Source organism: Microcoleus sp. PH2017_28_MFU_U_A, assembly GCF_020738035.1.
Taxonomy (GTDB): Bacteria; Cyanobacteriota; Cyanobacteriia; order Cyanobacteriales; family Microcoleaceae; genus Microcoleus.
In genome coordinates, this window is the sequence record NZ_JAEQCX010000110.1 from 26,981 (window position 1) to 42,639 (window position 15,659).

The 15,659-nt window shown below is 45.3% G+C and carries 14 protein-coding genes and 2 pseudogenes; 8 read left to right on the top strand and 8 right to left on the bottom strand.

What is annotated here, in order from left to right:
- Positions 1-353: 353 nt before the first annotated feature.
- The gene (locus JGK14_RS25620; protein ID WP_293190995.1) at positions 354-1,412 is read left to right on the top strand and encodes an IS630 family transposase; all 1,059 of its coding nucleotides are present in this window, start codon (positions 354-356) and stop codon (positions 1,410-1,412) included.
- A gap of 426 nt (positions 1,413-1,838) precedes the next feature.
- Here JGK14_RS25620 and JGK14_RS25625 read toward each other — a convergent pair whose 3' ends face one another.
- The 4 genes from JGK14_RS25625 to recA all read right to left on the bottom strand — a co-directional run bounded on the left by JGK14_RS25625 (position 1,839) and on the right by recA (position 4,446).
- On the bottom strand, positions 1,839-2,066 hold the full coding sequence (locus JGK14_RS25625; RefSeq protein WP_293148388.1) for a response regulator transcription factor: 228 nt from the start codon (positions 2,064-2,066) through the stop codon (positions 1,839-1,841).
- A gap of 30 nt (positions 2,067-2,096) precedes the next feature.
- Positions 2,097-2,264, bottom strand: a complete 168-nt coding sequence (locus JGK14_RS25630; RefSeq protein ID WP_293317240.1) for a hypothetical protein — start codon at positions 2,262-2,264, stop codon at positions 2,097-2,099.
- A 96-nt stretch (positions 2,265-2,360) separates the two neighbouring features.
- A complete protein-coding gene (locus JGK14_RS25635) occupies positions 2,361-2,570 on the bottom strand; it encodes a hypothetical protein (RefSeq protein WP_293182688.1) in 210 nt (69 codons plus the stop codon).
- A gap of 736 nt (positions 2,571-3,306) precedes the next feature.
- Positions 3,307-4,446, bottom strand: coding sequence for a recombinase RecA (gene recA / locus JGK14_RS25640; protein WP_293182686.1), 1,140 nt, complete (start codon positions 4,444-4,446; stop codon positions 3,307-3,309).
- Positions 4,447-4,796: 350 nt separating this feature from the next.
- Between recA and JGK14_RS25645 the strand changes: the two genes are divergently transcribed.
- On the top strand, positions 4,797-6,617 hold the full coding sequence (locus JGK14_RS25645) for a glycosyltransferase family 39 protein (RefSeq protein WP_325315640.1): 1,821 nt from the start codon (positions 4,797-4,799) through the stop codon (positions 6,615-6,617).
- Positions 6,618-7,002: 385 nt separating this feature from the next.
- Positions 7,003-8,533 (top strand): annotated as a pseudogene (locus tag JGK14_RS25650) (peptide ligase PGM1-related protein).
- Positions 8,534-9,056: 523 nt separating this feature from the next.
- On the opposite strand, the gene lepB reads toward JGK14_RS25650, so the two are convergent.
- The gene (lepB, locus tag JGK14_RS25655) at positions 9,057-9,665 is read right to left on the bottom strand and encodes a signal peptidase I (protein WP_293196220.1); all 609 of its coding nucleotides are present in this window, start codon (positions 9,663-9,665) and stop codon (positions 9,057-9,059) included.
- A 245-nt stretch (positions 9,666-9,910) separates the two neighbouring features.
- Here lepB and JGK14_RS25660 point away from each other — a divergent pair, with 245 nt between their 5' ends.
- The 3 genes from JGK14_RS25660 (at position 9,911) to JGK14_RS25670 (ending at position 12,033) form a co-directional block, all read left to right on the top strand.
- Entirely contained in the window at positions 9,911-11,233 is a 1,323-nt protein-coding gene (locus JGK14_RS25660; RefSeq protein WP_325315641.1) for a dihydroorotase, read from the top strand.
- 131 nt (positions 11,234-11,364) lie between these two features.
- The gene (locus JGK14_RS25665; protein ID WP_293182674.1) at positions 11,365-11,688 is read left to right on the top strand and encodes a DUF433 domain-containing protein; all 324 of its coding nucleotides are present in this window, start codon (positions 11,365-11,367) and stop codon (positions 11,686-11,688) included.
- A 3-nt stretch (positions 11,689-11,691) separates the two neighbouring features.
- Complete coding sequence (locus JGK14_RS25670; protein ID WP_293192040.1) at positions 11,692-12,033, top strand: DUF5615 family PIN-like protein; 342 nt, start codon at positions 11,692-11,694, stop codon at positions 12,031-12,033.
- Positions 12,034-12,072: 39 nt separating this feature from the next.
- Here JGK14_RS25670 and tsaE read toward each other — a convergent pair whose 3' ends face one another.
- On the bottom strand, positions 12,073-12,522 hold the full coding sequence (tsaE, locus tag JGK14_RS25675; protein WP_293233189.1) for a tRNA (adenosine(37)-N6)-threonylcarbamoyltransferase complex ATPase subunit type 1 TsaE: 450 nt from the start codon (positions 12,520-12,522) through the stop codon (positions 12,073-12,075).
- Between the two features lie 219 nt (positions 12,523-12,741).
- A complete protein-coding gene (locus JGK14_RS25680) occupies positions 12,742-14,142 on the bottom strand; it encodes a gluconeogenesis factor YvcK family protein (RefSeq protein WP_325315642.1) in 1,401 nt (466 codons plus the stop codon).
- 168 nt (positions 14,143-14,310) lie between these two features.
- Between JGK14_RS25680 and JGK14_RS25685 the strand changes: the two genes are divergently transcribed.
- Positions 14,311-15,093 carry an ABC transporter ATP-binding protein gene (locus JGK14_RS25685; RefSeq protein WP_293192047.1) on the top strand — a complete coding sequence of 261 codons (783 nt, stop codon included), beginning with the start codon at positions 14,311-14,313 and terminating at the stop codon, positions 15,091-15,093.
- Positions 15,094-15,097: 4 nt separating this feature from the next.
- Positions 15,098-15,223: a hypothetical protein gene (locus tag JGK14_RS25690; RefSeq protein ID WP_293225656.1), complete on the top strand. Its 126-nt coding sequence runs from the start codon at positions 15,098-15,100 to the stop codon at positions 15,221-15,223.
- Between the two features lie 38 nt (positions 15,224-15,261).
- On the opposite strand, the pseudogene JGK14_RS25695 reads toward JGK14_RS25690, so the two are convergent.
- Positions 15,262-15,659 (bottom strand): annotated as a pseudogene (locus JGK14_RS25695) (IS701 family transposase); the annotation flags it as partial.

The following is a 15,659-nucleotide window of genomic DNA, read 5'->3' on the forward strand; positions in this document are numbered from 1 at the left end:
TATGTCTGTAGGGTGCGTCAATCGATTTTAGATTTTAGATTTTAGATTTTAGATTTTAGAGGCGACCCCACGGATAAATTCGGGGGAAGAGAGGATTTTCGATTTTCGATTTGGGTTGATTCCACGGATAAATCATGTGGCGGGTACCATCAAGAAATTCGCTTGTCAGTAGAGAATTTCTGAGTTATACCAATTCACTATGAAGGTACACTAAATGTATCCGCTCAATAAATCGGGGTAAATCGCTCAATGATGAGCGTCAAACATCGCAAAATCGTTCCAAACGCAGTAGTCTACCCCGAGTTATTGAGCGGATACCACTAAATTTAGGCTAAAAGTATAGGAGATCCAATATGGGCAACAAATTTAAGGTAGAAATCCAGGAAACGGTTGAGGAACTAGAGCATCGACTCAAACGGGCTATAACCGCAGTAAGCAAAGAAAAATTACTGCTATTATACTGGATTGCCACCAAAAAAATCAAAACAAGAAAAGAATTAGCCACAATGCTGAAGCGAGACTCTTCAACAATATATCGTTGGTTAAGAACTTACAAACAAGGGGGAATTACCTCATTACTCACAGTTAAAAAAGCTCCCGGGAAGACTCCACATATACCACCCGAAGTCAGAGAAAAATTAATCAAAAAACTGCAAGAGCCCGAGGGGGAAACAAGTTATGGGAAATTACAGATATGGCTAGAAAAAGAATGCGGACTCAAAGTGAGCTATAAAGTCGTACATGACCTAGTTCATTATAAATTAAAATCGTACCTCAAAGTCCCAAGACCCCAAAGCAATAAAGTGAACGAAGTTGCACAAGCCAACTTCAAAAAAAAACTGTGGGAGATTATCAAAGTAATGATTAAATATTTCGGAACAGGACAGCCTGTAAGGATATGGTGCCAGGACGAGAGTAGATTTGGATTGATTACTATGCAGGGCAGGATGATTACATTGAAGGGGATAAAACCCGTCGGCAAAAAACAATGGAAACGAGGAAACTTCTATGTTTATGGAGTCGTAGAACCATCAACAGGTGAACAATATTATCAAGAATTCTCTCAGCTAAATCACAACTGTTTTCAAGAGTTTTTAAATGGATTTGCTGAAAAATACTCATACCATTTCAATCTAATTATCATGGACAATGGTAGCTTTCATAAAGCTCTCTTGTTAGACTGGCATGACCATGTGATGCCAATATATTTGCCTGCCTATAGTCCTGAATTGAATCCGATTGAAAGATTGTGGGAACACACAAAAAAAGACCTCAAGTGGGCAAATTATTCGAGTTTAGATAAACTCAAAGAACAGGTAGATATAATTATCAAATCTCTCACGAATGAAGAAGTTTTATCTCTCTGTGGTTGGGACTATATCCTTGAAGCTATATTAAGTGCAGGTTCATAGTGAATTGGTATTACCAGAGAATTAAATCAGGCTGACGCACCCTACTATAGCCTTTCTCAAAGAGATGAGGTATGATTGACCAGAAAGAATTGGTTGAAAGCCCCAAGTCTTTGAGGGAGAAATTAAAATCAGACTATTCATTACTCCAATCCTCGGACTTAAGGGTAAAGGTCGCTCTCAAACTGTCAACTGTCAACTGTCAACTGTCAACTGTTGACAGCTTCTATAACCACTAAACTAAGAGGGCTGAAGCCCAACTACGTACCGCATCTTTCTGAGAACCGCTATATCTAACTTATTCCGCCTCAAAAACAGGTATAAATGCCCGACACGAGGGTCAAAATCGATTCCCAAATTTTAGACCATAGTTCAAGTTCCCTGATTCATCAAGGTGAGTCAACGTAAAATCTAAAATCTAAAATCGACTCATGAGTCCCAGAGCATATTTTCTTGCATCAACAGTGCAATCATCGCAGTTCTAGAACAAACACCGAGTTTGATAAAAATCCGCCTCACGTAAGTAGCAACCGTCCAGTGACTGATATTTAAATTTTTGGCAATACATTTGTTTGGCAGACCTTGCGCTACTAATTGGGCGATCGCTCTTTCTCGCGGGCTCAGGCTGATTACCGGTTTGTAAATTGTGCTTTGCATAGTTTTGCAGTGCAGTGACGAGTTAAAAAATTAATCAATTAATGGTAGAATCCCCAGTTTCTCTCGGACTTCAGATAAGGGAGTTTCCCAATCAGATGCAACGTCCCAGTCAATTAGCCGCTCGGCTAATTTTCCATGTTTTAAACCTTTGATAATTTGTCCGATCGCGCATTTGCCACTTAGCAATCCAACTAACACTAAAATCGCACAGGAAGGGCGAAATACTTGAGCGCGAGTAAACGCTTGAAGTACAAATTCATCTTCGGCAGAAGGTGAAAGACCAGTGAGAACCGGTTAAACGTCGTGGTTTCGTTGAATCCAGTCTCCAGATGCGATCGGCTCAAACCCTTGTTCGTCTAGAAATCGCGCCACTTCGCACCCTAATGTTCCTGCTGGCAGTTGACGCAATTTTTCCAAGTCTATTTCAAAATGTCGATCGCTCTCAATTTGAGGATTAATTGTTTGAGCCATCTTTAATATAACTCCTAATTGACCGTCAGTCATGATTGATTCTCCTGGGATAAGAATTTAAGTTCCTGAAAAATGAAATTCATGTTTGTCCAGTTCATTTTTGCGATGAATCAAGACAACTTTTTTTTACAGTTCAGCTCAGAAATCCTACATTCTGTAACAGCAATTAACTTTCAGGAGCTTTTACATTTCTTTACAAACAGCCTCAGAGGTGAAATCTGTCAGTTGTCAAAATCTGGCTAGTGTTAGTTACCGCAGCTTGACCCAGAGGGAAGTAACCGTAAACTCCACAGTATTTAGCGGTGATTGGAACTCCTTTACTTACGTATATGAATCTATTCTGCTCCTAAGTATTTGCACCTGCAATGAGTCAGAAGCTGAAGCGTGTAAACGCAGTGATGCGAGTGCTACCAAGTGAATCAAGGTGAAGAGACCAGAAGCAGGGTGAAGTAAACATTTGACAGCTTGCCCTGTAGCAATATTATTCGTAGGGTGTGTCGCCATTAAACTGAATTAAAATCGACTTTTCGAGTAGCGACCCACCTCAATAGCTCTCGGTGACAGAAATTTCCCCGGGCGATGGCTACGTCCCGGCTTGCGCCTACGCACTCGAAGCGAGCTAGTATTGATGCAAAAATGAGATGCACCCATTTAATTTGAGAGCATCTCATTTTTGTAACAAGCATTTTTGATTTTAGTGGTGTCCGCGAAGAGCGTATTATACAATACGCTCTTCGCGGACAGAACTAATGACCGATCGCGACAAAATTTAAATTTCTTCCATGTCTCCTACATCTTGAATGTCATCATTATCAACAACCTCATCATCATCAGCATCGACATCATCAGCATCGACATCCACAGGAGCGACAGAATTAGCAGAAACCACTGCCCCAGTATCAAGTTTTTCCCGTACTAGCCGCTCGATCTCATTTTTGAAATCGATATTTTTCTCCATGTGTTGAATCACTTTGTCTCGTCCTTGAGCGATGTTCTCGCCGTTGTAACTATACCAAGAACCTTTTTTCAGGATTACTCCCATCTCGTCTGCCAAGTCAGTCAGACAGCCTAAGGTAGAAATGCCTTTACCAAATACAATGTCAAATTCGGCAATGCGGAAAGGCGGAGCAACTTTATTTTTAGCAACTTTAACTTTTGTGCGGTTGCCGTATTCTTCGGTACCTTTTTTCAAGCTTTGAATGCGGCGAATGTCGAGCCGCACGCTGGCGTAAAATTTGAGGGCGTTACCGCCGGTTGTGGTTTCGGGGTTGCCGTAAGTTATGCCGATTTTCTGCCGCAATTGGTTGAGGAAAATCACGGTACAGCCGGATTTACCGATGTTGCCGGTGATTTTCCGCAGTGCTTGACTCATCAAGCGGGCTTGCAAACCCATGTGGGAGTCGCCCATGTCGCCTTCGATTTCGGCGCGGGGGACGAGGGCGGCTACGGAGTCAATGACTACGATATCGACGGCGACGGATCGCACGAGTTGATCGACAATTTCTAGGGCCATTTCGCCGGTATCCGGCTGGGAAACTAAGAGATTTTCAATATCGACGCCTAATGCTGAGGCGTAGGTGGGATCGAGGGCGTGCTCGGCATCTACGAAGGCTGCGATGCCGCCGGTTTTTTGGACTTCGGCGATCGCGTGGAGCGCTAGAGTAGTTTTACCGGAACTTTCCGGGCCGTAAATTTCAATTACTCGGCCTTTTGGCAAACCGCCGCCCAAAGCAATGTCCAGTGTCAGAGCTCCGGTGGGGATGGTTTCTACCCTCATGCGAGTGGAGTCTCCCAATCGGACGATCGCTCCTTTGCCAAAGCTGCGCTCGATTTGGGACAGTACGGAAGTTAGGGCTTTTTGCTTTTCTGTGTTTTCAGTAGTTTTTGTAGAAGCTTCTTTTTTTGCCATTTTCGGTACGCGGGTAGACCCCTTGCGGAGCTTGTTGATTAACTGTACAACACGTATGTTAGCAGTTATTTTTGGGGTCTGGAGGTTCTGGGGGGATTTGGTTTAGAATTCTTGATTTTGCGGTGGTTGGGCCCGATCGCGCCCTCACCAGAAAGAATTGGTTGAAAGCCCGCCCGCCTTCGAGAGAGAAATTAAAATCAGACTATTCATTACTCCAATCCTCGGATTTAAGGGTAGAGGTCGCTCTCCTTCGGTCAACTGTCAACTGTCAACTATCAACTGTCAACTGTTGAAGGTGGCTCTTGCTTGGAAGGTAGAAGGCTTTCGGCAGAAGGTAGAATAATGGTCGGTTGGGATCTGTACAGGTATCGATCGATCTTTTACAGGGCCCAAACGGGGGTGGAGAGAAACCGGGTTTTTCCACAGCAATACACAGGTTGCAGCAGGCGAACCCGGTAAAAAACCCGGTTTCTGAGCGTAGTGGTGCGATCGTCCCCGGAGTCGATCGGTACGCATCTGGGACGATCGCTACAATTAGGACAAGCATGGCATCTACAACACATCAAGACACATCTGTTAATCCCAAAAATCCTCAAAATTCGCGGTTGCTGATCTGGTTATTGGCGATCGGCATTTTACTAGGTATCGGATTTCGGTTCTTCGAGATCGAGCGCAAACTTTACTGGCACGACGAAGCTTACACATCAATCCGCGCCGCTGGTTTCACCAGGCAAGAAATCGACGACGAACTATTTCAAAACCGCATTATTCCCGCACCAGAATTGCAGAAATATCAGCGGATAAAACCGGGAAGTACAGCAGCAGACACAATACGTTCCTTAGCACTAGAAGACCCGCAGCATCCGCCTTTGTACTTTTTGATGGCTCGTTTGTGGATGCAGCAATTTGGCAGTTCTCTTGCAGCATCCCGCAGTTTGCCAGCAATATTGAGTTTGCTGTCGCTGCCTTTGATGTACGCTTTAGCCCAGGAACTTTTCGCTTCAAATTTGGCAGCCTTAGTAGCAACAACACTTTTGGCTTTATCTCCCTTTGACATCTTGTTTGCTCAGACAGCAAGGCAGTACAGTTTGCTGACTGCAACGGTGATTGGCAGCAGTTGGCTGCTGCTGAGAGCATTGCGGTTGCGGGGGTGGCAAAATTGGGCGTATTACTCGATCGCGATCGCGATCGGTTGCTACACTCACCCTTTCTTCACGTTAACACTTGTCGGACATGGAGTTTTTATAATTGCTTGCTGGCTGTTTGTCAAAAAAAGAAAATTGCGAGGTCACTTAACTAATTCGCAATTTTTCTTAGCAGTAACAGCAGCTTTAATCTTGTATCTGCCGTGGATTTACGTGCTGGCGACCAACCTGGAACGAGCCTCAGCAACGACAGATTGGACGCGAATATCTCCTGGTTGGCTGTATCTGGCAAAATTGTGGACGCTCAGCTTTACAGCCTTGTTTTTTGACTTCGACTTCGGCTTTGACAATATCTGGACTTATCTGCTGAGATGGCCATTTTTGCTGTTAATTGCGGCAGCCGTTTACAACATCTGCCGCCGCACAAATATTTCGACTTTGCTGTTTATTATAACATCAATTTTCGTCCCGTTTTTGATGCTAGTTTTACCGGATATAATCCTAGGTGGCAAACGCTCCGCCGTCAGTCGGTATCTGATTTCCTGCTTTCCGGGGGTGCAGCTAGCAGTTGCTTGCTTGCTGGCCAGTAATGTGAAAACTCAGCAGCGGTTTTGGCAAGTCGTTTTAGCCGGGGTATTTACAGCAAGCATAGCATCCTGTACAGTCAGCGGTGTTTCTGATACTTGGTGGAGCAAAGACTTGAGTTATTTTAATGCTGAAGTTGCGAGAAATATTAACAAAGAGGCGATGGCTAATCGCTCGATTAAAGATACAATTGTAATTAGCGATCGCGGTAATGACTTTACTAACATGGGAGATTTGCTCTCCCTGAGTTATTTGCTCGACAAAGATGTACGGCTGATGTTGCTGAGTCAGTCGCCCGATATCGAGATGCTGAACAAATATTCGGCTCCTCTGGTGTTCCGCCCTTCGGAAAAATTGCGATCGGCACTCAAGCAAAATCAACGCCGCCTAGAGCCGATATTGCCATACGCCAAACTTTTTCGAGTGCGACGAACTTCTTAGTTCCCGATAGGGTGCGGAGTGAAAAAAACTGTTTGATTTGTCTCAAATATTTGATCTGAGGCACCTTAAGTCACTATTTGAGAATTTTGTCAATTTAAATAAAAGTACGTAGTTGCGCTTGGGCGCCATCTTGGTACGTAGTTGCGCTTGGGCGCCATCTTGGTACGTAGTTGCGCTTCAGCGCCATCTTGGTACGTAGTTGCGCTTCAGCGCTCAAAGGTACGTAGTTGCGCTTCAGCGCTCTTTATATATGTAAGCGCCCAAGCGCAACAACGTAGCTAAAAATTAACCCCTATAAGAGTGCCAGTTGAGTTGTCTCAACTATTTGGGCTGACGCACCCTACATCATTAGCAATAATTATTTGAATAATTAGGAGAAAACGCCATGCAAGAGTCAAACAATTCATCTTCCGAATACTCGCAAAAATTTCGCAATCTTCAGACAGAATTACGCGAACGTTGGCGAGAGATAGAAGAATTTGACAGCGGAGATTGTGATATTATCGTCATTCCTTCTCTCAGCTTAGATCAGCAAGAAATTCTGAAAGTTGAGGGTGCTTACCACTACGAAGAGCGGCATTTATTTTCATTGATTCGCCTGCGAAATCCTCGCACGCGCTTAATTTACATCACCTCGGAGCCGCTGCACCCCATGATTATAGATTATTACCTGCAATTGCTCCCAGGTATTCCATTTTCTCACGCGCGCGATCGCCTTTTGCTGTTCTCGGCTTACGATGCATCGGCGAAATCCCTCACCCAGAAAATTTTAGAACGTCCTCGCTTGATGGAGCGAATTCGCCAAGCAGTACGCCCGACAAAATCTTATATGGTTTGTTACAACTCGACGCCCTTAGAGCGCGAGTTATCTGTTAAATTGGGAATTCCTTTGTGGGCTAGCGATCCGGATTTGCTTTATTGATTGGGGAACAAAAAGCGGCAGCAGGCAAATTTTTCAAGAAGCTGGCGTACCTTATCCTGACGGTTCCGAGTTGGTTTGGAATGCAGAAGATTTGGCCCAAGCTGCGGCTGCGTTGTGGGAAAGACAGCCGGATTTGCAGCGGATGGTAATTAAGTTAAATGAAGGTTTTTCGGGGGAAGGAAATGCAATTTTAGATTTGAAGCCGATCGCAGGTAAAGCACCTCAAGAAAGAGTTAAAGCAATTGGCGATTGCTTCCACAATTTGCGCTTTCAAGCAACAGGCGAAACCTGGGAAAATTTCAGCAGCCGCATTCCCGAATTAGGGGCGATCGCCGAAGCATTTATCGAAGGAGAAGAAAAGCGATCGCCCAGCGTTCAAGGTCGAATTGTCCCCAGTGGCGAAGTTGAAATTCTGTCAACCCACGACCAGATTTTAGGCGGCCCAGACGGTCAAATTTTCTTGGGTTGCCGATTTCCGGCGGATGAATCCTATCGGTTGGCGTTGCAAGAATTGGGATGGAAAGTGGGAAAAAATTTAGCAGCAAAAGGTGCTTTGGAGCGATTTGGAGTGGATTATGTTGCTGTCAAGCAATCGGACGGGAAATGGGATATTCAAGCAATAGAAATTAACTTGCGTAAAGGAGGTACAACTCATCCGTTTATGGCTTTGAAGCTGTTAACAAACGGTCGGTACGAGCGAACTACGGGATTATTTTACAGCCAGCAGGGGCGTCCGAAATATTATGTGGCTTCGGATAATTTGAAAAAGGAGCGGTATCGGGGATTGTTGCCGAATGATTTGATGGATATTATTGCTGACAATCAACTGCATTTTGACACTGGTACTGAGACGGGGAGCGTGTTTCATTTAATGGGTTGTTTGTCGGAGTTTGGCAAATTGGGATTGACGAGTATTGGCAATTCGCCACAAGAAGCTGAGGATATGTATAACAAGGTTGTGAAAGTGCTCGATCGCGAAACGTCATTCAGTTGATAGTTGAGGTACGTTGTTGGGCTTTAGCCCTCTTATCTTTATTATGAGGATAGTAAGCGAGGTTGCATCAAAAACTCCATTTACATTCATATAGCCTTTCTCAAAAAGATGAGGTATGACTGACAGCTTATATAACCGCTTAAACCAAGAGGGCCCAAGCCCAACAACGTCCGCGAATCTTTATGAGAACCGCTATATAGCCTTTCTCAAAAAGATGAGGTATGACTGACATCTTGTATAACCACTAAACTAAGAGGGCTGAAGCCCAACAACGTACCTCATCTTTATGAGAACCGCTATACCTCATCTTTCTGATAAATGCTATAAGTCTATTTCAGGTTTTCCATTTGAGATTTGCGCGCGAGAAACCAGGTTTCTGAGCTCATAAAGTTGTGAAAGTGCTGGCTCGCGAAATCTCATATTAAATCTCGTTTAACCGTTGATTGCTCGATCGCCAGAAAGGGTTAATTGGTAATTTAAGCTGACAACCGCAGGTTTTACCCTGCGGAATTGTAGGTTGTAGCTATTTTTTAGCGGGATAAATCGGTGTGGGGTCGATCGAGCCTGTGCGGTTGAGAGGCCAAAAACGGACGATCGCCCTACCGATGATATTTTGTCTGGGTACAAAGCCCCAATAATGGCTGTCACAGCTTGCGTTGCGGTTGTCCCCGAGTACCAAGTAAGAATTTTGAGATACAACTACAGGCCCGTAGGGATACTGCGGAATTTCTTCAATATATTTTTCCTGTAGCGGCTGCTTGTTGATATAAACTTTTCCATCTTTGACTTCCACAGTATCGCCCGGAAGTCCGATCACTCGCTTGATGTAGGCATCTTTGATCGGCGGCGGCTGTCCCGTGCACAAACTCGCCGGATCGGGAGGCATAAACACGATAATATCTCCTCGCTGCGGGTCTTGAAGTCGATAGCTCACCTTGTCTATAATTAATCGATCGTTAATTTGCAAGGTTGGGAGCATTGAGCCGGTGGGAATGTAGCGAGCTTCAGCAACCAGGGTGCGGATACCAAAGGCTAAGAATGCTGCTAAGCCGATCGTCTTAATTCCTTCTATCCAAGGATTTTCGGTATCTTGCGGGGGTTTTTGGTCGGCTGACTTGTCTAGACGAGTCATAAGTATTTAAGTCACTGGGCTGGATACAAATTATAAACTTATTTCGGGGTTTTTTGAGGAAATCTGCAAAATCTGCGCCCCAGACGTGAGTTTTTGTACTATCTGGTTGAGTAAAGTGCGCCGAGGTCGATCGTAAAAATTACAATTTTCCTGAAAGCTAGTTATATTTATTAGTATTTTTCTAACTCTTTTGAGGATAAAATTTGTCTGGGCTTCTACGTACATTACCTATTTAATTATAGCTTATGCCGACCACATCAAGTTTGTTAATCCGTCGCGCTCGCATTCTGTTACCTGACGGCGAATTTTTGGTAGGGGACGTGCAAATTAGCGATGGCAAAATTGTTCGGGTTGCTCCGGAGATTGCCATGTCCGGCGATCGCGAAATAAATGCGATCGGCTTAACTCTGTTACCCGGAGTAATTGACCCGCAGGTACACTTCCGCGAACCGGGTTTGGAACACAAGGAAGATTTGTTTACGGCTAGCTGTGCCTGCGCTAAGGGCGGCGTGACATCGTTTTTGGAAATGCCGAATACCCGCCCCCTAACCACAACCCAAGCGGCCTTAGATGACAAGCTAAGGCGCGCTGCTGACAAGTGTTTGGTCAATTACGGCTTTTTTATTGGGGCGACGCCGGAGAATTTACCGGATTTGTTGGATGCGAATCCGACTCCGGGGATTAAGGTGTTTATGGGTTCGATGCACGGACAGTTGTTGATGGATGGAGAGGAAAATTTAGAGCGAGTTTTCGCAAAGGGCGATCGATTAATTGCAGTACACGCCGAAGATCAAACTAGAATTAATCAGCGCCGTCAGGAATTTGCCGGCAGTACCGATTTAGCTGTGCACTCCCAAATTCAAGACAATCAAGCAGCCTTGTTAGCAACTCAGCTAGCCGTAAAACTTTCTAAGAAATATCAGCGACGTTTGCATATCCTGCATCTTTCAACTGGCGACGAAGCTGAGTTTTTGCGACAAGAAAAACCCAGTTGGGTAACAGCGGAAGTAACGCCGCAGCATTTGTTGTTAAATACCAGCGCCTATGAGAAGATTGGTAGTTTAGCCCAGATGAATCCGCCGTTGCGCGATACCCGCGATAACGAAATACTTTGGCAAGCCTTATTAGACGGCGTAATTGATTTTATCGCCACCGATCACGCGCCGCACACCTTAGAAGAAAAAGCTCAAGAATATCCAAATAGCCCATCGGGAATGCCCGGAGTTGAAACTTCTTTGCCTTTGATGTTGACGCAAGCAGTCGAGGGAAGGTGTACAGTTGCACAAGTTGCTAATTGGATGTCGGGGGCGGTTGCTAAGGCTTATAAGATTCCGAACAAAGGGGCGATCGCTCCGGGTTTTGACGCCGATTTAGTCTTAGTTGATTTGGACAACTACCGCCCGGTGATCGGAGCAGAAATGGCGAGCAAATGCGGCTGGAGTTCCTTTGAAGGTTGGAATTTAACTGGATGGCCCGTGGTGACAGTTGTGGGAGGAAAAGTTGTTTTTGAGAACGGTAAATTAGATACAAATGTGAGGGGAGAAGCCTTGAGATTTGACGTTGAGTAGTCAATTTATATAAACAAAGGTATGTAGTTGCGCTTCAGCGCTGAAGCGCAACTACATACCTAAAACATTACAGCAAAAGTTGTGCTAAAATTATCAGAGTATATTCCCTTACGATCGAGGCGATATTACCTATGCTCCAAGAACTAGAAACACAACTTCTTGCCTTAACTCCGACCGAGAAATCTGAAGCAATACGGCTGTTAACCCAAAGTTTAAGCAATAGCTGGCCGGGAATTACCAAGACTCCCGAAGTGTGCGGCGGCGATGCTTGTATTGCCAAAACTCGCATTCCAGTGTGGCTGCTTGTTGGTTTTCGCAATGAAGGTTCAAGCGATTCCGAACTTCTCCAATTTTATCCCCATCTAAGTGCTGCTGATTTGGTCAATGTTTGGACTTATGCTGATTCACATATAGAGGAAATTGAACAAGCAATCAGCAAAAATGAGGAAGCATAACTTATGGCATTATTATATGCAGACGAACAATTTCCTTTGCCAGTTGTGGAATTGCTGCGGGCTTTTGGTCACAATGTGCTTACAGTTCAGGAAGCAGGAAAAGCAAATCTGGGCATTCCCGATCCTGAAGTGCTAGAATTTGCTGTGAGTAACGATCGCGCTATTTTGACATTAAATCGGTTTGATTTTATCGGACTGCACAACCGAAAGCCAGACCATGCAGGTATTATTGTCTGCACTAAAAATCGGAATGTAGAAATATTGGCAACACGCATTAATGATGCTATTGCTGGTGAAGAAACTTTGAGGGGCAAATTGATTCGAGTCAACCGCCCGCCGCAGTAAGTACGCGCTGTAGCTATCCCGTAGGGAATAGCCATTTTCTCAATTTTCCCATTCCCAATCCAATAACTCGCCAGTTCCCATCACTTCAATTTGGCGCCCGTTATCGAGATAAATCAAAGAAATTTGCAAATATTTTTCGGGTTTGTACTGCAATCTTTCGGCCCATTCGATCGCCACAATCCCCAAATCCCTTTCTAATCCGTCCCAATAACTCTCTAAGTGCAAAGCCTCCGCTTCTTCGGGTGCGAGTCGATACAAGTCTAGATGGTACAGCGGAATCCGCCCTGCAAAATACTCGTTAATCAGGGTGAAAGTAGGACTTTCCACAGATTCGGAGATTCCCAAACCTTCGGCGATACCTTGAACCAAGGTGGTTTTGCCGGCGCCTAAGTCTCCTTGTAACAAGATTACAGTGCCTGGGGGAAGCGATCGACCTAACGCAATACCAAACTGGCGCGTAGCCTCAAAATCTGGCAGCAAAGTTTTCATTTTAGTCATTAGTCAGTAGTCATTAGTCAGTAGTCAGTAGCCAGTAGTCATTAGTCAACAGTTAGGGAGCATCTCAGTTTTTCATTTATAGTGCGAGCTTAAGAGCTCGCGTATTGTACAATACGCGAGCTCTTAAGCTCGCACTCAAATAAAAAAATCCTTTTTACAAACATGAGATGCTCCCCAACAGTCAACAGTTAACAGTCAACAGTCAGCAGCTTAAATATTCTGGGCGCGGCTGTACCAACGCAGCAACATCCCCGCCAATCTTTGGGAATTGTGGCGAATTAAACCGGTATTTTTATCTTCATCCATGACATTGGCGATGACAATTCGCCGCCCCAGTTGCGTTATGGCTTCTCTATCGAGCACAACTGGATAGGAATTCTCCTGAGAATAGCGGATCAAAGATTTTGCAGATGGGACTTTTCCTTGAACTACTACAGCATCGAATAGGGGGCGGCCGCAAGCCCGATCGATCGCCCGAATGTGATCGGCAACGCTGTATCCGTCTGTTTCTCCCGGCTGAGTCATAATATTGCACACATAAATGCGCGGAACTTCACTATTGGCGATCGCATCAGCAATTTCCTTCACCAACAAATTCGGAATCACACTCGTATAAAGACTCCCCGGCCCAATAATAATAAAATCCGCTTCCCGCAGCGCTTCGACGGCCCTGGGCAAAGCCGGAGGATTAGCCGGATTGCAGCCAATTTTGACGATTTTTCCGTTAGCTTTGGTGATGCTGGACTCCCCCTCAATTCTTCGGCCATCAGACAGTTCTGCCCACAAAGAAACGTCGCTCAGAGTAGCCGGCAGCACCTCCCCCCTCACAGCTAAAACTTTAGAACTGGCGGCGATCGCCTGTTCCAAATCTCCAGCAATATCGCTCATCGCAGTCAAAAACAAATTCCCAAAACTGTGACCAACCAAACCGTCACCGGCTTGAAAGCGATATTGAAATAACTCAGTTAATAACTTTTCCTCATCGGCCAAAGCGGCCAAACAATTGCGAATATCTCCCGGCGGCAATACCCCAATTTCCCGCCGCAGCCGCCCGGAAGACCCGCCATCATCGGCCACCGTGACGATCGCAGTAATTTTGGCACTGTAATCTTTCAATCCCCTAAGCAAATGAGAAAGGCCTGTACCCCCCCCAATTGCGACAATTTTCGGGCCGCGGTGCAAGCGGCGGTGGTTGAGGAGTCGATCGACCAATTCCTCATTCCCTTCCGGCATCAGCACTTGGGTAATCGAGTTCAAACTGCGAGTTTGACCCCACAGAATTAACAAAATTCCGCCTGCAATCACGATCGGGCCAGAGACGTAATTGGGAATAACTTCCGCAATCCAGGTCAAAAAATTTCTCAACAATTGCAACATGAAAAAGATCGGAGTCATCCCAGTCCAAATCGCTAAACCCAAAGTGGCAAGTACCACACCGCTAGCACTGATCAGCAGCCACCGTTTCACCAACAGTCCGGGGGCCAACCACTTAAACCACTGGTGAACTCGCCCGTTCCGCAAAGAGGGAGGGTAAGGATTTCTGGATTGGACAAAAACCTGCTTAGCTTTGGCAAAGACTCGCAGGGCTTTAGGAAATGAACTAATTGACATGGTTAATTAGTCTTAATGGTATTGGAATAGCTCAAGCTGACAAATTTACAATACAAGAGAGTTTTGATTCTGGCAGTCAATTTAAGTCATTAGTCATTAATCATTAGTCATTAGTCATTAGCTAGACTGATGACTGATGACTGACAACATAATAATCGATCGCATCTTATGGCTGAGCCGCTAATCGAACTCAAGGGGGTAAGTAAGTCCTTCGGGGATAACCCGATCCTCGATCGAGTGGATCTGAGGATATATCGGGGAGAGGCCCTGGCAATTATTGGCCCTTCCGGGACGGGGAAATCTACGATTTTGCGGATAATTGCGGGTTTGTTGGCCCCGGATGCGGGCGAGGTTTTCGTTCAGGGACAGCGACGGATGGGATGGGTGGACGACGTGGCAGATCCGATCGGGATTGGGATGGTGTTTCAGCAAGCTGCTTTGTTTGATTCGCTTACGGTAGAGGAGAATGTCGGTTTTTTACTGTACCAGCATTCTAAGCTGCCGCGCCGCCGGATTCGGGAATTGGTGGAGGAGAAGTTAGAGATGGTGGGTTTGCGGGGAATTGGCGAACGCTATCCAGCGCAGTTGTCTGGGGGAATGCGGAAGCGGGTAAGTTTTGCCCGCGCCATCATGGCAAATCCCGATAATGCGAGGGACAATCCGGAGGTTTTGCTGTATGACGAACCGACGGCGGGTTTAGATCCGATCGCTTCGACGGTAATTGAAGATTTAATTCGGGATTTGCAGAGAGCTCAGGGAGTTTGTAGCACTTATGCGATCGTCACTCACCAAGACAGTACCATTCGCCGGACTGCCGATCGCATCGTGTTTCTCTATCAAGGCAAAGTGCAGTGGGAGGGAACTGTCAGCGACATTGCATCGACAGATAATTTGTTAATTAAACAATTTTTTAGTGGCAGCGTTACCGGCCCAATTCAAGTGATTGGATAGTCAATTGTCAGTGGGCAGTGGGCAGTTGGCAGTGGGCAGTTGGCAGTGGGCAGTTGGCAGTTGGCAGTGGGCAGTTGGCAGTGGGCAGTTGGCAGTTGGCAGTGGGCAGTTGGCAGTTGGCAGTTGTTAGTTGACAGTGGGCAGTTGTTAGCGGGACTTAAACAAATTTTAAGCCCAAACAAGGCCTAAACTGGCTTTATAAGCCGAGAATACGTCCCAATTTTGGTTCAACCATTTCACAAATCTAAAAGATATGGCTGTCCGAAATGCTTGGAGTGCATCATTAAAAGTGTTTAAAGGTTTGCACCAGAATGAAATGTCTTTTTAGGCTGGTTTCATCTCTGACTTGATATTCATTTAATCCCAACCATCCCTTGGCTTCCCGATAGAAAACTTCAACCCAATTTCTTTCTGAATAAGTTTTTACTATCCACTCCTCTGTCGCTGTTGACAAGTCAACATTACTCATCAAATAATCTATTTCAGTGGCGGTATCGAAAGTTTCTGCATTCATGACGATGGCCATTACTTTCTTACCCGTGCATTTTGATAATTCGACGAATTGA

What these genes read in the sequence shown, in the direction of transcription:
- JGK14_RS25620 (WP_293190995.1), top strand. Translation starts at nt 354, where the DNA reads ATGGGCAACAAATTTAAGGTAGAAATCCAGGAAACGGTTGAGGAACTA.
- JGK14_RS25625 (WP_293148388.1), bottom strand. Translation starts at nt 2,066, where the DNA reads ATGCAAAGCACAATTTACAAACCGGTAATCAGCCTGAGCCCGCGAGAA.
- JGK14_RS25635 (WP_293182688.1), bottom strand. Translation starts at nt 2,570, where the DNA reads ATGACTGACGGTCAATTAGGAGTTATATTAAAGATGGCTCAAACAATT.
- recA (WP_293182686.1), bottom strand. Translation starts at nt 4,446, where the DNA reads ATGGCAAAAAAAGAAGCTTCTACAAAAACTACTGAAAACACAGAAAAG.
- lepB (WP_293196220.1), bottom strand. Translation starts at nt 9,665, where the DNA reads ATGACTCGTCTAGACAAGTCAGCCGACCAAAAACCCCCGCAAGATACC.
- JGK14_RS25660 (WP_325315641.1), top strand. Translation starts at nt 9,911, where the DNA reads ATGCCGACCACATCAAGTTTGTTAATCCGTCGCGCTCGCATTCTGTTA.
- JGK14_RS25665 (WP_293182674.1), top strand. Translation starts at nt 11,365, where the DNA reads ATGCTCCAAGAACTAGAAACACAACTTCTTGCCTTAACTCCGACCGAG.
- JGK14_RS25670 (WP_293192040.1), top strand. Translation starts at nt 11,692, where the DNA reads ATGGCATTATTATATGCAGACGAACAATTTCCTTTGCCAGTTGTGGAA.
- tsaE (WP_293233189.1), bottom strand. Translation starts at nt 12,522, where the DNA reads ATGAAAACTTTGCTGCCAGATTTTGAGGCTACGCGCCAGTTTGGTATT.
- JGK14_RS25680 (WP_325315642.1), bottom strand. Translation starts at nt 14,142, where the DNA reads ATGTCAATTAGTTCATTTCCTAAAGCCCTGCGAGTCTTTGCCAAAGCT.
- JGK14_RS25685 (WP_293192047.1), top strand. Translation starts at nt 14,311, where the DNA reads ATGGCTGAGCCGCTAATCGAACTCAAGGGGGTAAGTAAGTCCTTCGGG.